This is a genomic window from Lentisalinibacter salinarum, assembly GCF_040706555.1.
GTDB classification, from domain to species: domain Bacteria; phylum Pseudomonadota; class Gammaproteobacteria; order Steroidobacterales; family Woeseiaceae; genus Lentisalinibacter; species Lentisalinibacter salinarum.
Genome location: NZ_JAPDRH010000002.1, coordinates 1,338,009 through 1,352,402 on the forward strand (window position 1 = coordinate 1,338,009; position 14,394 = coordinate 1,352,402).

General features: G+C 69.7%; 11 protein-coding genes. 9 read left to right on the plus strand and 2 right to left on the minus strand.

Annotated features, from left to right (window positions below):
• Window positions 1–70 precede the first annotated feature (70 nt).
• Genes mnmG through ACJMKZ_RS09295 form a run of 5 tightly spaced genes read left to right on the plus strand, consistent with a single transcriptional unit; the run spans window position 71 to window position 7,332 of the window.
• On the plus strand, window positions 71–1,981 hold the full coding sequence (mnmG, locus tag ACJMKZ_RS09275; RefSeq protein ID WP_405232904.1) for a tRNA uridine-5-carboxymethylaminomethyl(34) synthesis enzyme MnmG: 1,911 nt from the start codon (window positions 71–73) through the stop codon (window positions 1,979–1,981).
• Between the two features lie 26 nt (window positions 1,982–2,007).
• Window positions 2,008–3,696: a peptide ABC transporter substrate-binding protein gene (locus ACJMKZ_RS09280; RefSeq protein ID WP_405232905.1), complete on the plus strand. Its 1,689-nt coding sequence runs from the start codon at window positions 2,008–2,010 to the stop codon at window positions 3,694–3,696.
• Window positions 3,697–3,698: 2 nt separating this feature from the next.
• Window positions 3,699–4,616 carry an ABC transporter permease gene (locus ACJMKZ_RS09285; protein WP_405232906.1) on the plus strand — a complete coding sequence of 306 codons (918 nt, stop codon included), beginning with the start codon at window positions 3,699–3,701 and terminating at the stop codon, window positions 4,614–4,616.
• A complete protein-coding gene (locus ACJMKZ_RS09290) occupies window positions 4,613–5,482 on the plus strand; it encodes an ABC transporter permease (protein ID WP_405232907.1) in 870 nt (289 codons plus the stop codon). Before ACJMKZ_RS09285 ends, ACJMKZ_RS09290 begins: the two co-directional genes overlap by 4 nt.
• Window positions 5,479–7,332 (plus strand): ABC transporter ATP-binding protein, encoded by a 1,854-nt coding sequence (locus ACJMKZ_RS09295; RefSeq protein ID WP_405232908.1) that lies wholly within the window; start codon window positions 5,479–5,481, stop codon window positions 7,330–7,332. Before ACJMKZ_RS09290 ends, ACJMKZ_RS09295 begins: the two co-directional genes overlap by 4 nt.
• Here ACJMKZ_RS09295 and ACJMKZ_RS09300 read toward each other — a convergent pair.
• Entirely contained in the window at window positions 7,295–8,647 is a 1,353-nt protein-coding gene (locus tag ACJMKZ_RS09300; RefSeq protein ID WP_405232909.1) for a DUF945 family protein, read from the minus strand. The genes ACJMKZ_RS09295 and ACJMKZ_RS09300 overlap by 38 nt on opposite strands.
• Before the next feature lie 169 nt (window positions 8,648–8,816).
• On the opposite strand from ACJMKZ_RS09300, the gene ACJMKZ_RS09305 reads away from it, so the two are divergent.
• The gene (locus tag ACJMKZ_RS09305; RefSeq protein ID WP_405232910.1) at window positions 8,817–9,434 is read left to right on the plus strand and encodes a c-type cytochrome; all 618 of its coding nucleotides are present in this window, start codon (window positions 8,817–8,819) and stop codon (window positions 9,432–9,434) included.
• 42 nt (window positions 9,435–9,476) lie between these two features.
• On the opposite strand, the gene ACJMKZ_RS09310 is transcribed toward ACJMKZ_RS09305, so the two are convergent.
• Window positions 9,477–11,018 (minus strand): cryptochrome/photolyase family protein, encoded by a 1,542-nt coding sequence (locus tag ACJMKZ_RS09310; protein WP_405232911.1) that lies wholly within the window; start codon window positions 11,016–11,018, stop codon window positions 9,477–9,479.
• A gap of 194 nt (window positions 11,019–11,212) precedes the next feature.
• Between ACJMKZ_RS09310 and ACJMKZ_RS09315 the strand changes: the two genes are divergently transcribed.
• The 3 genes from ACJMKZ_RS09315 (at window position 11,213) to prpC (ending at window position 14,382) form a co-directional block, all read left to right on the plus strand.
• The gene (locus tag ACJMKZ_RS09315) at window positions 11,213–12,208 is read left to right on the plus strand and encodes an oxidoreductase (protein ID WP_405232912.1); all 996 of its coding nucleotides are present in this window, start codon (window positions 11,213–11,215) and stop codon (window positions 12,206–12,208) included.
• A 104-nt stretch (window positions 12,209–12,312) separates the two neighbouring features.
• Window positions 12,313–13,206 carry a methylisocitrate lyase gene (gene prpB, locus ACJMKZ_RS09320; protein ID WP_405232913.1) on the plus strand — a complete coding sequence of 298 codons (894 nt, stop codon included), beginning with the start codon at window positions 12,313–12,315 and terminating at the stop codon, window positions 13,204–13,206.
• A 51-nt stretch (window positions 13,207–13,257) separates the two neighbouring features.
• Complete coding sequence (gene prpC / locus ACJMKZ_RS09325; protein WP_405232914.1) at window positions 13,258–14,382, plus strand: bifunctional 2-methylcitrate synthase/citrate synthase; 1,125 nt, start codon at window positions 13,258–13,260, stop codon at window positions 14,380–14,382.
• Window positions 14,383–14,394: the final 12 nt, after the last annotated feature.

Here is a 14,394-nt window from a genome sequence, read left to right on the forward strand (position 1 = left end):
ACTGACGGGACCGGCTCGCTCCGCTCGCGACTGCGGCATCTCGATTTCTGGATTTACAAGACCCTTTGCCATGGACAACGGACGTCACTACGAAGTCATCGTCATCGGCGGCGGCCACGCCGGCACCGAGGCAGCTCTCGCCGCCGCGCGCACCGGCGCTTGTACTCTGCTGGTGACCGACAATCTGGAGACGCTGGGCCAGATGAGCTGCAACCCGGCCATCGGCGGCATCGGCAAGGGCCACCTCACCCGGGAAGTGGACGCGCTGGGCGGCGCCATGGCCCGGGCCATCGACCGCGCCGGCATCCAGTTCCGCACGCTGAATGCGAGCAAGGGGCCCGCGGTGCGGGCCACACGCGCCCAGGCGGATCGTGCACTCTACCGTCAGGCGATCCGCGGCCTCCTGGAGAACCAGCGCGACCTCACCCTGTTCCAGCAGTCCGTGGACGATCTCATCGTCGAAGGCGAGCGGGTCCGCGGCATCGTCACCCGGCTCGGGCTGCGACTGTATGCCGAGACGGTGGTGCTCACCGTCGGCACCTTCCTCGGCGGCCGCATCCACATCGGCCGGGAGCATTTCGGCGGGGGCCGGGCCGGCGACGCCCCGGCGCTCCGGCTCGCCGAGCGGCTGCGGGAGCTGCCGATGCGGGTGGGCCGGCTGAAGACCGGCACGCCGCCGCGCCTGGACGGCCGCACGCTCGACTTCGGCCGCATGCAGCCGCAGCCGGGCGACGAGCCGGCGCCGGTGTTCTCCTTCCTGGGCAGCCGGGAGGAGCATCCCCGCCAGGTGCCCTGCCATATCACCCACACCTGCGAGGCCACCCACGAGATCATCCGGGCCTCGCTGGGTGAGTCCGCCATGTTCAGCGGCAACATCGAGGGGGTGGGCCCGCGCTATTGCCCGTCGGTGGAGGACAAGATCCATCGCTTCGCCGACCGCAGCTCCCACCAGATCTTCGTGGAGCCCGAGGGGCTCACCACTCACGAGGTGTACCCGAACGGCATCTCCACCAGCCTGCCGTTCGAGGTGCAGGAGCGCTTCGTGCGCAGCATTCCGGGCTTCGAGAACGCGCACATCACACGGCCGGGCTATGCCATCGAATACGACTTCTTCGATCCGCGGGATCTGAGCCCGAGTCTGGAAACCAAGGAAATTCAAGGGCTTTTCTTCGCCGGTCAGATCAACGGCACCACGGGCTACGAGGAGGCCGGTGCCCAGGGGCTGGTGGCCGGCCTGAATGCTGCACGAAAAGTGCAGCAAAAATCGCCCTGGACGCCAGGCCGGGAGGCGGCCTACATCGGCGTGCTGATCGACGACCTGAACACCCGCGGCGCCAGCGAGCCATACCGCATGTTCACCAGCCGCGCCGAGTACCGGCTGCTGCTCAGGGAGGACAATGCGGATCTGCGCCTGACCCCGGTCGGCCGGGAGATGGGCCTGGTGGACGACGAGCGCTGGCGGCGTTTCGAGGCGAAACGCGAGGCGGTGGAGCAGGAGCGTGGCCGGCTGCAGGCCTGCCTGGTCCGTCCGGCCGACGTGGCCGCCGACGAGGCCGGACGGCTGCTCGGCGGTCCGCTTTCCCGGGAGGCGCGGGCTCTCGAGCTCCTCCGTCGCCCCGAGCTCGACCATGCCGCGGTCACGGCCCTCGCCGCCGTGGGTCCGGACACCCTCGACGAGGCCCATCCGCCGGAGGAGGCGGAACAGATCCGTCTGCAGGTGGAGGTGGGCGTCAAGTACGAGGGCTACATCGAACGCCAGCAGCGGGAGATCGCCCGCCATGCCCGCCAGGAGCACCTGGCGCTGCCGGCCGATCTCGACTACGCGCACGTGCAGGGGCTGTCCAACGAGGTGCGCCAGAAACTGGCGGCGGCGCGGCCGGCGACCATCGGCCAGGCCTCCCGGCTGGACGGGATGACGCCTGCCGCCGTCTCGCTGCTGCTGATCCATATGAAGAAACGCGGCCTCAGGCGCAGCGCCTGATGGAGAAGGCCCGGCGGGAGAAGGCCATGAATGCAACCAGAGCCATGGTGGCAGCGGCGGCATTGCTGCTGGCTGCCTGCGGTGGGTCCGGCGACACGGCCGGGGAGACCCCAGACGCGAAGCCGCGCCAGGCCGCGCCCGAGACCGCCGACCCGGCTGCCGACCAGGGCCCGGACTTCCTTCGCCGCGCCATCTCGGCCGAGCCGGAATCGCTGGATCCCCATCTCGCCCGCAGCGTGCCCGCCACCAAGGTGCTCGGCGACCTGTTCGAGGGACTGCTGACCCTGGGGCCCGATGGCAGCCTGCAGGCGGGTGCGGCGTCCGGTTGGGAGTCCGGCGACGACGGCCTGACCTGGACGTTCCACCTGCGCGAGGGCCTTGCCTGGTCGAACGGCGACCCCCTGACGGCGGAGGATTTCGTCTGGAGTTTCCGCCGCCTGGTGGATCCGGCCACCGGCGCGTTCTATGCCAGCAACCTGGCGCCGCTGGCCGGCGCCCGGGCCATCATGGCCGGCGAGGCCGCCCCGGACACGCTCGGGGTGATGGCGCCGGATTCCCGCACGCTGGAGATCCGTCTGGCACACCCGCTCGGCGACCTCCTCCATCGGCTCGCCCATCCCAGCACGGCGCCGGTGCACCGCCCCTCGGTGGAGCAATGGGGCGACGACCATCCCGCGCCGACGCGCCTGGTCAGCAACGGCCCCTACCGATTGGTGGAGCGGATCATCGGCGGGCACATCGGCCTGGAGAAGAACGGGTTCTACCGGGATCCCCTGTCGGTGCCGATCGAGCGGGTGCGCTACCACCCGCTGGAAGACGAGACCGCCGAGTACAACCGCTATCGGGCCGGCGAGCTGGACGTGACCGCACGGGTGCCGGCGCCGGTATTCGCCGACGTGGGCATCGAGCGCCCGGGTGAGCTGCGGGTGGCGCCCTATCTCGGCGTCTACTACGTGGGCTTTAACCTGAACGAACCGCCGTTCGCCGATGCCCCCGGACTGCGCAAGGCCCTGTCGCTCGCCATCGACCGGGAGCGCCTCGCCGAGGCGGTCATGGGCCGCGGCGAACGGCCTGCCTGGAGCTGGGTGCCGCCGGCCGTGCAGGACTATACGCCGCCCGGTTTCGGCTACGCGCAGGCCGGCGCCGAGGCCCGGGCGGAAGAGGCGCGCCGCCTCTACCGGGAGGCGGGCTACGGCCGGGACCGGCCGCTGGCCTTCCAGCTGCGTTACAACACCAGCGACGAGAACCGCCGCATCGCCGCCGCGCTCCAGTCCATGTGGCGGGAGGTGCTCGGCGCGGAGGTCGAGCTGGTGAACCAGGAGTTCCGGGTGCTGATCGCCGAGACCCGCCGCGGCGACGTGCCCGGCATGTTTCGAGGCAGCTGGATCGCCGACTACGACGACGCGGGCAACTTCCTCTCGGTGCTGACCTCGGGCAGCAGCGCGAACCAGTTCGGCTACGCCAACCCCGCCTATGACTCGCTGGTGGCGGCCGCCATGCGCGAACAGGGCGGGGAGGAGCGCGCCTCGCTGTTCGCGAATGCCGAGAAAGTGCTGCTGGCCGATCACCCCGTCCTGCCGCTCTATTTCTACGTGAGCAAGCACCTGGTGCACCCGCGGGTGCGCGGCTGGGTGGATAATCCCCTCGACTACCATTACTCCCGTTACCTGCGCCTGCGCGAGATCGAACCCGAAGCCCCGGATCCCGGAGACTGACCTTGTTGCGGTATGCGCTGACGCGGCTCGCGAGCGCCATCCCGACACTGCTGCTGGTGGTGGCGCTGGCCTTCGTGCTGGTGCGCGCCGCGCCCGGCGGCCCCTTCGACACCGAGCGCCGCCTCAGCCCGGCGATGGAGCAGCGCCTGGCCGAGGCCTATCACCTGGACGAGCCGCTGCCGACCCAGTTCCTGCGTTATCTCGGCGGTCTGCTGCAGGGCGACCTCGGCCCCTCCTACCGCTACCGCCAGTCGGACGTGAGCGAGCTCATCGCCGACGGTTTCCCGGTTTCGCTGAAAATCGGCGGCCTCGCCATGCTGCTGGCGGTGGTGCTGGGCATCGCCGCCGGCACGCTGGCCGCGCTGCGCCAGAACCGCCTGGCCGACCACGTGGTCATGGCGCTGTCGATGACCGGCATCTCGGTGCCGAACTTTGTCGTAGCGCCGGTGCTGGTGCTGGTCTTCGCCGTCGTGCTGCGCTGGCTGCCGGCCGGCGACCTCGCCTCGCCCGCTCATTACGTGCTGCCGGTGATCGCGCTGGCGCTGCCCCAGCTCGCCTATATCGCGCGGCTGACCCGGGCCAGCATGATCGACGTGCTGAAGAGCCCCTATATCCGCACCGCCCGGGCCCAGGGGTTGTCCGAGCGCAGCATCGTGATGCAGCATGCCCTGAAGCCGACGCTGCTGCCGGTGGTCTCCTACCTGGGGCCGGCCACGGCGGCCATCCTCACCGGTTCGGTGGTCATCGAGCAGATCTTCAACCTGCCGGGACTCGGCCGCTTCTTCGTCCAGGGCGCACTGAATCGGGACTACACGCTGGTGATGGGCGTCGTCGTCTTCTACGGCGTGCTGATCGTGCTGTTCAACTTCGTGGTCGATCTCCTCTACGGCCTGCTCGACCCGCGGGTGCGTTACCGATGACCGCCTCCGCCGTGCCGGGCGGCCTCGGCCGCCACGCGCTCGCCGCGCTCGGCCGCAACCGGGCGGCCGTGGTCTCGGCCTGCCTGCTCGGCCTGATCGTGGTGCTGGTCATCGCCGGGCCGTGGCTGAGCCCCCACGACTATTACGAGACCGACTTCGACCGCATCCTGGCGCCGCCGTCGCTGGCCGGCGGCCACCTGTTCGGCACCGACGACCTGGGCCGGGATCTGTTCGTGCGCACGCTGACCGGCGGGCGCATCTCGCTCGCGGTCGGCGTCGTGGCCACGGCCGTCAGCCTGCTGATCGGCGTGGCCTGGGGGGCGGTCGCCGGCTACCTGGGCGGGCGCATCGACCACCTGATGATGCGCGTCGTCGATATCCTGTATGCCATGCCGTTCATGTTCTTCGTGATCCTGCTGATGGTGGTGTTCGGCCGCAACATCCTGCTGATCTTCGTCGCCATCGGTGCGGTGAACTGGCTGGACATGGCCCGCATCGTGCGCGGCCAGACGCTCAGCCTGCGCCAGCAGGAGTTCGTGGAGGCAGCCGAGGCGACGGGCGTGTCCACCTTCTCGATCCTGCGCCGCCACATCGTGCCGAACCTGCTCGGCGTGGTGGTCGTGTACGCGACGCTGACCATCCCCCAGGTGATCCTGGTGGAGTCCTTCCTGAGCTTCCTCGGCCTCGGCGTGCAGGAGCCCATGAGTTCCTGGGGCTCTCTGGTGCAGCAGGGTTCCCGCCTGATGGAGACCGCGCCGTGGATGCTGGTCTTCCCCGGCCTGTTCCTGGCGACGACGCTGTTCTGCTTCAACTTCCTCGGCGACGGTCTGCGCGACGCGCTGGACCCCAGGGACAGGCCCCGATGAGCGTACTTTCCGTGACCAACCTGGACGTCACGTTCGAGACCCACGCCGGCCCGGTGGCGGCGGTGCGTGACCTGCGCTTCCGCCTGGACGCCCGGGAGACGCTGGGGATCGTCGGCGAGTCCGGCTCGGGCAAGAGCCAGTCGGCGCTGGCCATCATGGGCCTGCTGGCGGAGAACGGCCGCGCCGAGGGCAGCGTGAAGCTCGACGGTGAGGAAATCCTGAACCGGCCGGCGGCAGAAATGAACCGCATCCGTGGCCGGCGCATCGCCATGGTGTTCCAGGACCCCATGACATCGCTGAACCCGCACGTCACCGTCGGGCGACAGCTGGCCCGGGTGCTGATGGAACACCGCGGCCGTTCCTACAAGGACTCGCTGAAGGAGGTCGAACAGATGCTCGATGCCGTGCGGCTGCCCGCGGCGGGCCGGCGCCTGTCGAGCTACCCCCACGAGTTCTCGGGCGGCATGCGCCAGCGCGTGATGATCGCCGGCGCACTGCTGTGCCGGCCCGAGGTGCTGATCGCCGACGAGCCCACCACCGCGCTGGACGTCACCGTGCAGGCGAGCATCCTGGCCCTGCTGCGCGAGCTGCGCGATGCCTTCGGCACGGCGCTGATCCTGATCACCCATGACCTCGGCGTGGTCGCCGGCAACTGCGATCAGGTCATCGTGATGCAGGACGGGGAGCGTCGAGAGGAAGGCGCCACGGCGGACATCTTCGCCAGTCCCCGGGATCCCTACACCCGCAAGCTGCTGGCGGCGGTGCCGCGGCTCGACGAACGCACGCCGCTGCGCCCCGCGCTGGCAGCCGACGGCGCCGATCCGCTGCTGGAGGTGCGTGGCCTGAGCGTGCGCTTCCCGCTGCCGCGCCAGCGGCTGCTCGCCCGCCGGGAGTACTTCCGGGCCGTGGAGGATGCGGACCTGACGCTGGCGCCGGCGGAGACCCTGGGTGTGGTCGGCGAGTCCGGCTGCGGCAAGTCCAGCCTGGCGCGGGCCGTGCTGCGGCTGCTGCCCGTCACCGACGGCACGGTGGCGCTGCTTGGAAGGCCGCTGGACCGGCTGGATCGTCCGGCGATGCGGGCCGTGCGCCGGGATCTGCAGCTGGTGTTCCAGGACCCGCTGGGTTCGCTGGACCCGCGCATGCCCATCGGCGAGATCGTGGCCGAGCCGCTGACCGTGCACGAGCGCGGCCTCCGCCGGGCCGAGCGGCGGGAGCGGGTAGAGGCCATGCTGGAGCGCGTGGGTCTGGGGCCGGAGACGCTGTCCCGCTATCCCCATGAACTCTCCGGCGGCCAGTGCCAGCGGGCCGGCGTCGCGCGGGCGCTGGTCACCCGGCCGCGGCTGCTGATCTGCGACGAGGCGGTCAGTGCCCTCGACGTCTCGGTACAGGCCGGCATCATCGACCTGCTGCTGTCGCTGCAGCAGGAGATGGGCCTGGGCATCCTGTTCATCGCCCACGACCTCGCCGTGGTGCGGCGGGTCAGCCATCGGGTGATGGTGATGTATCTTGGCCGGATCGTGGAGCGCAACCGGGCCGGCGAGCTCTACGCGCGACCGCGCCACCCCTACACCCGGGCGCTGCTCGATGCAGTGCCGGTGCCGGACCCCGCCGTGGAGCGCCGCCGGGCATCGCCGCTGGCGGCCCGGGACCTGCCGGTGCCCTGGAATCCGCCGGCGGGCTGCGCCTACCGCACCCGCTGTCCCTGGGCCGTGGAGCGCTGCGCCGCGGAGCAACCGCCGCTGCTGTCAGTGGGTGGCGGCGAGGTCGCCTGCCACCGGGCGGAAGAACTCGACCTGTCTCTCGGCACGCCTCTTACCAGGCAAGGGGAATCGGCAGCGGCAGACCGTTGACGGTCAGCAGGCCGTTGCCGTACTCCGCCTGCATGCGGTAGTCCCCGCCGTCGGGCACCAGCATGCCGGCCGCGATCAGCGTCTCCAGCTGCCCGGCGGCGTCGGGGGCGATGCTGCGCACCTGCTCCACCACGCTGACCGGGATGCGCAGCTCCAGGGTACCCGTCAGCCGCCCCAGGAGCTCCCGCGGCTCCAGCGGCGGGCCGGTATCGCCCCCGGCGGCCAGGGCGAGGTAGCTCGTGAGCCGCACCTCGCCGTCCGGCAGCGCGATGCCGAGCTTGCGCAGGTCGAATACCGGTCCCTCCGCCACCAGCCGGGACAAGTCCGCCTCCATCAGCCGGTATGCCTCCCCGGGCGGTATGTGCGAACCCGCTCCCTCGAGTGTCTGGATGGTTTCCGAGAGGGATGCCAGGCTGGGCTCATGCAGGTTCTGCATCGCCAGCTCCAGGCTGAGGGAGACCGGGCCGGGCCCGCCGCCCTCGATGCGGCCCACCTGGAGTTCCGTGGTGCCGGAGAGGAGTTCGCCCTGCAGCTCGCCGTCGGAGGTGAGCCGGATGTCCTGCAGCGAGACGCCCCCGTCGTCACCGGTGACGGCGACCGTGTCGATGGTCACGGCCGCCGGGCCCACCGGGATGCCGTTGGCGGAGTAGCGCTGGACACTGTCGCCCTCGATGTCGACGATGCGCACCCGCACGGTCCCGCCGCCGGCTCCGTCCCGGGCCACGAGCTCGAAGCCGCCGATGCGCCCGCGGGTGTGGATGCGGCGGCCGTCGGCGCTGATGTCGGCATCCAGGCTCGCTGCCTCCCAGCTGATGCGCCCGTCGGCTTCCGGCAGTTCCCGGGAGCCGGCCTGCAGGCGGAACTCCGCATGCGTGCTGCCGTCCAGCGCCATGCTGGTCACCAGCCGTCCGGGCAGCGGCACCGCATCACGGTCGCTGCCCGGGTCCAGGCTGAACGTGGACACCGCCCGGGAGAGCCCCGGCCGGAACGGCGCGTCGGCGCCGCGCGGCAGCGGTCCGTGCTCGATACGGGTGTCGATCACGATGGCCGGCTCGTCGGCGAACACTTCGCCGCCGGCCAGTTCCCGCAGGGCCTCGGTGGTCCGGGGGTCCGTGATGACGATGCGGTGACGGCTGTCGCTGGAGAACCAGCGGCGGCGGTATTCTTCCGTGACTATGGCCATGCCGGGCCGTTTGTCCGCGCCCGCATCCAGCCGCTGCTCGAGCTTGCGCTCGGTGAACGAGCCCAGGAACCAGGGCGCCGCCAGCAGCACGGCGAAGAGTCCGAGTACCAGAAAGAACAGGAATTTCTTCACGGCCGCTCCGGGCGCGGGGGCAGAGGCTGCCGATGCTATCACAGCGTCCGCACGGGCCAGGCGGGGCAGCGGGCCCCGACAGGTGGACGGATATTCGCTAGAAATCGGCGATGACACTCACTACCATAGCGGCCTTGTTCCGACCCCCAGCCAACACACGGGTATCAGCGTGCTCACACTGACCTTCAAGCGTGCGGCCCTGCTCGCCGCAGCCCTGCTCCCCCTTTCCGTCCCCTTCAGCGCCGGCGCCGCCGGCGATGCGGAGCGGGGCGAGGCGCTCGCCTATACCTGCCTCGGTTGCCACGGCATCGAGGGCTACCGCAACGCGTATCCCTCCTTCCGCGTGCCGAAGCTGGGCGGCCAGCACCCGGAGTACATCGTGGCGGCGCTGAAGGCCTACAAGGCCGGCGAGCGGCCCCACGACACCATGAAGGCCCAGGCCAGTTCGTTCTCCGAGCAGGAGATGCAGGATATCGCCGCGTACTTCGCCACCTGGGGCGAGGCAAAGGCCGAGCCGCAGCCGGACGCGCCGGAGGGAGCGCCGGAGAAGCTCTCCACCTGCGTGGCCTGCCACAGCGCCAACGGCATCAGCCAGTCGCCGGAGTGGCCGAATCTGGCCGGCCAGCACGAGAGCTATCTCGCCCACGCGCTCGAGCAGTACAAGGACGGCACGCGGGTGAACGCGGTCATGGCGGGTATCGTCACCTCGCTGACGCCGCAGGACATGCGCGCCCTGTCGGCCTACTTCGCCGAGCAGAAGGGCCTGTTCACCACCGTAGACGACTAGAGTCCGGGGGCAGAGCACCGGGCGGCGCCGGACCGTAGCCGGCTAACCGGACAGGGAACGGCGGAAATCCCGCGCCTGTCCGCGAATTTCTCCCAGCTCGTCTTCGCTCCAGCGGTCCAGATTCTTCAGGATCATGTTCATGCGGCCCGTCTGCCGCAGTCGCTCCCGGTTGCGCGCGAGGAAGTCCCAGTACAGCAGCGTGTAGGGACAGGCGTCATCGCCGGTGCGCCTGCCGGGGTCGTAGCGGCAGCCGCTGCAGTAGTTGCTCATGCGCTTTATGTACGCGCCGCCGGCCGCGTAGGGCTTGGAGCCGACGATGCCGCCGTCCCCGTGCAGGGCCATGCCCAGCGTGTTGGGCAGCTCCACCCACTCCACCGCGTCCACGTAGACCGCGAGGTACCAGTCGCAGACCTCCGACGGCCGCAGCCCCGCGAGCAGAGCGAAGTTGCCGATCACCATCAGCCGCTGGATGTGGTGGGCGTAGCCGTTTGCGAGGGTGTCGCCGATGCTCTGCGCCAGGCAGTTCATCTCCGTGTCGCCGGTCCAGAATAAATCCGGCAGCGGCTGCTCGTGGTCGAAGTGATTGAGGGAGCGGTAGGCCGGCATCTCCAGCCAGTAGACCCCGCGGATGAACTCCCGCCAGCCGAGAATCTGGCGCACGAAGCCCTCCACCGCGTTCAGCGGCGCCCGGCCCTCCCGCCAGGCATCCACGGCCGCGTCTATCGCCTCCCGTGGGTCGAGCAGCTTCAGATTCAGGCTGGACGAGAGGAGGGAGTGGTACAGGAACGGCTCGTCCTGCCACATGGCGTCCTGATAGCGGCCGAACAGCGGCAGGCGGTCCTCGGCGAAAGACGCGAGCGCCTCGCGCGCCTGCCCGCGGGTGACCGGCCAGCGGAAATTCTCAGTGCTGCCCGGGTGGTCGGGGAAATGCCGCTCCACGGCGTCCAGCACGTCGCGGGTCACCGCGTCCGGTTCGAAGCCGGCCCGCTCCGGGAGTTTGCCCGGCCCGTCGCGCCCGAAGGAGTCCCGGTTGTCGGCGTCGTAGTTCCACTCACCGCCCACCGGCTCGTCGCCGTCCATCAGCACGCCGTGGCGCCGGCGCATCTGCCGATAGAAATATTCCATCACGAGGCGCTTGCGGCCGTCCGCCCATGCGGCGAACTCCTCGCGCGTGCAGAGGAAATGGCGGTCGACGAGCCATTCCACCGGCAGCTCGAGCGAGCCGCACACGGTGTCCACGGCATGGCGCACCCGCCACTCGCCGGGCTCGACCGCCAACAGGCGCCGGGGCCCGTAGCGCTCCGCCGCCGCCTCGATGGCGGCCGAGAGGCTGGCCACGCCCTCGTCGATGTCCCGGTAGCAGACCCGCCAGCCGGACTCGCGCAGGCCGGCGGCGTAGTGGCGCATGGCTGCGAAGAACACGGCGATGCGGTGCTTGTGGCTGGGCACGGCGGCGGCCTCGCCCGCCGTCTCGGCCATCAGGATCATGTCCTCGGCCGGGTCGGCCCGCGCGATGGCGGCATTGCGTTCGTCCAGCTGGTCGCCGAGCACCAGCACCAGGTCGCGGCAGTTGCGGTCCGTCATCGCCTTCTCCGTGAATACGGGCACCACTCTAACCCGGGTGGCGGCACGGTACAGAGGGCGTAGAATTGGTCAGCGCCTGCGCAAAGAGGCGGATCCCCGCCCGGCAGCCCGCTCGCGGCGGGCCGTCGTACCGATCCGGTTTTCCGCGCCACTCGTACGAGCCAATATTCCAAGCCATCATTCCGGGAGCGACCATGGACAGATTCAGGGCCTACCGCATCGACAAGCAGGACGACGGGATTACCGCCGGGTTCGAGGAGATCGGCCTCGACGACCTGGGCGAGGGCGACGTGGTGGTGAAGGTCGGCTGGTCCACCATCAATTACAAGGACGCGCTGGCGGCGACGGGCACGAGCCCCATCCTCCGCCGTTACCCGCTGGTGGGCGGCATCGATCTCGCCGGCGTGGTGGAGAGTTCGGACGACGAACGTTTCCCGGCCGGCACCCCGGTGCTCGTGAACGGCTGCGGGCTCGGCGAGAGCCACGACGGCGGCTATGCCGAATACGCCCGGGTGAAAGGCGACTGGGTGGTGCCCATACCCGACGGCATGGACGCCCGGGAGGCCATGATGATCGGCACCGCGGGCTACACCGCCGCGCTGGCCATCCACCGCATGGAGCAGAACGGCCAGGCGCCGGAGAACGGGCCGGTGGCGGTGACCGGCGCCACCGGCGGCGTGGGCAGCATCGCCATCGACATGCTGGGGGGCCGCGGCTACGAGGTGGCGGCGGTCACCGGCAAGGCCGACGAGCGCGGCTATCTCGAGTCCATCGGCGCCGCCGAGGTGCTGCTGCGCGACGAGATCGATCTCGGCAAGCGCCCGCTGGAGAAGGCCCGCTGGGCCGGTGCCGTCGACAACCTGGGCGGCGAGCTGCTGACCTGGCTCACCCGCACCGCCGACTACGGCGCCAACATCGCCAGCATTGGCCTGGCCGCCAGCCCGAAGCTGGAGACCACCGTGCTGCCGTTCATCCTGCGCGCGGTCTGTCTGCTCGGCATCAACTCTGTGGACACGCCGCGGCCCCTGAGACTCGACGTCTGGAAACGTATCGGCACGGATCTGAAACCCCGCCACCTGCACGACATCGGCCACCGGGAGATCGGCTTCGAGGATCTGCCGGGCGCTTTCGACGACTACATCGCCGGCCGGGTGACGGGCCGTACGATAGTCCGCATAGGGGACGCGTAGGCCGAAAATAGTCCACCTGGTTTATTTGGGAAAGCCCTCGGCGCTGGTTTAGAATTCCGGCCCCGCCCGGGGCCCCGGGAAAGGTCAGCACTGGAGAATTCGGGATGCAGAAGGAATCGGCCGGCGCCAGGTTCTGGCAGGCGCTGGAGGATGAGCGGCCCCTGCAGGTGGTCGGTACCATCAATGCCTACAGCGCCCTGCTGGCCGGCGAAGCCGGCTTCCGCGCCATCTACCTCTCGGGCGCCGGCGTGGCCAATGCCTCCTTCGGCCTGCCGGATCTCGCCATGACCACGCTGAACGACGTCTGCGAGGACGTGCGCCGCATCAGCTACGCCAGCGACCTGCCGCTGCTGGTGGACGCGGACACCGGCTGGGGCAGCGCCTTCATGATCGGCCGCACCATGCGCGAGCTGATCCGCGCCGGCGCCGCCGGCTGCCACATCGAGGACCAGGTGGCGGCCAAGCGCTGCGGCCACCGCCCGGGCAAGGCCCTGGTGGAGGCCGGCGAGATGGCGGACCGCATCAAGGCTGCCGTCGACGGGCGCACCGACGATCGCTTCGCGATCATGGCCCGCACCGACGCCCACGCCGTGGAGGGTCAGCAGGCCGCGCTGGACCGGGCCGCCCGCTACGTGGAGGCCGGCGCCGATATGATCTTCGCCGAGGCGCTGACCACCCTGAACGAGTACCGCCAGTTCACCGCCGCCATCAACGTGCCGGTGCTGGCCAACATGACTGAATTCGGCAAGACGCCGCTGTTCACCACGGACGAGCTCGGCGAGGCCGGCGTGGCGATGGCGCTGTACCCGCTGTCTGCCTTCCGCGCGATGAGCGCAGCGGCCATGCACGTGTACCGCACGCTGCGCTCGAAGGGCACCCAGGAAGCGGCCGTGGAACGCATGCAGACGCGGGCGGAACTCTATGACGTGCTCGGCTACCACGAGTACGAGGAGAAGCTCGACGAGCTCTTCGCCGAGAGCGGGCTCAAGAAGAAGTGACGAGTCCGCGACTACCGGAACGACGACACAACGATACGGGGACCGAAGACTATGGCAGCTAACAAGAAGACCGGCGGTCTCGCCGGTGTGGTGGCGGGCAAGACGGCGCTCTGCACGGTGGGCAAGGAAGGCGCCGGACTCACCTACCGCGGCTACGACATCGACGACCTCGCCCACAAAGCGAACTTTGAGGAGGTCGCCCACCTGCTGATGCACGGCAAGCTGCCGAACCGCAGCGAGCTGGACGCCTACGTGAAGAAGCTGAAGGGTCTGCGTGGACTGCCCGATGAGCTGAAGACGGTCTTGGAGATGATCCCCGCCAGCGCCCATCCCATGGACGTGCTGCGCACCGGCGTGTCCGTGCTCGGCAACCTGGAACCCGAGGGCGACGTGTCCAGCCAGGCCGACGTAGCCGACCGGCTGGTGGCCGTGCTGCCCTCGATCCTCCTGTACTGGCACCGCTTCCACGCCGACGGCGTGAAGATCGACACCGAGACCGACGACGACAGCGTCGCCGGCCACTTCCTGCACCTGCTGCACGACGAGCCGCCGAGCGAGCTGCACCGGAAAACGCTCGATACCTCGCTGATCCTCTACGCCGAGCACGAGTTCAACGCGTCCACGTTCACGGCCCGGGTCATCACGGCCACGCTCTCGGATTTCCACAGCGCGGTCACCGGCGCCATCGGCGCGCTGCGCGGCCCGCTGCACGGCGGCGCAAACGAGGCCGCGATGGAGCTGATCGAGAAGTTCTCCTCGCCGGAGGAGGCCACCGCGGGCATCAAAAAGATGCTGGAGCGCAAGGACAAGATCATGGGCTTCGGCCACCGCGTGTATACGGAGTCCGATCCGCGCAACACGATCAACAAGAAGATGTCGAAGCGCCTCTCCGAGGAGACCGGCGATACCCATCTCTACGCCGTGTCCGAGGCCATCGAGAAGGTCATGTGGGACGAGAAGCGGCTGTTCGCCAACGCGGATTTCTTCTCCGCGAGCGCCTATCACTTCATGGGCATCCCCACTTATCTGTTCACGCCCATTTTCGTGTGCTCGCGCATCACGGGCTGGGCCGCCCACATCATGGAGCAGCGTGCCGACAACAAGCTGATCCGGCCGGGCGCCGACTACGTGGGCCCCGATCTGCGGCCGTTCACGCCCATCGACGAGAGAGACTGACAGGAGACCTCC

Excerpts from the sequence above, each read along its gene's own strand:
- ACJMKZ_RS09315 (WP_405232912.1), top strand. The coding sequence starts at position 11,213 with ATGGACAGATTCAGGGCCTACCGCATCGACAAGCAGGACGACGGGATT.
- ACJMKZ_RS09290 (WP_405232907.1), top strand. The coding sequence starts at position 4,613 with ATGACCGCCTCCGCCGTGCCGGGCGGCCTCGGCCGCCACGCGCTCGCC.
- ACJMKZ_RS09280 (WP_405232905.1), top strand. The coding sequence starts at position 2,008 with ATGAATGCAACCAGAGCCATGGTGGCAGCGGCGGCATTGCTGCTGGCT.
- prpB (WP_405232913.1), top strand. The coding sequence starts at position 12,313 with ATGCAGAAGGAATCGGCCGGCGCCAGGTTCTGGCAGGCGCTGGAGGAT.
- prpC (WP_405232914.1), top strand. The coding sequence starts at position 13,258 with ATGGCAGCTAACAAGAAGACCGGCGGTCTCGCCGGTGTGGTGGCGGGC.
- ACJMKZ_RS09310 (WP_405232911.1), bottom strand. The coding sequence starts at position 11,018 with ATGACGGACCGCAACTGCCGCGACCTGGTGCTGGTGCTCGGCGACCAG.
- mnmG (WP_405232904.1), top strand. The coding sequence starts at position 71 with ATGGACAACGGACGTCACTACGAAGTCATCGTCATCGGCGGCGGCCAC.
- ACJMKZ_RS09295 (WP_405232908.1), top strand. The coding sequence starts at position 5,479 with ATGAGCGTACTTTCCGTGACCAACCTGGACGTCACGTTCGAGACCCAC.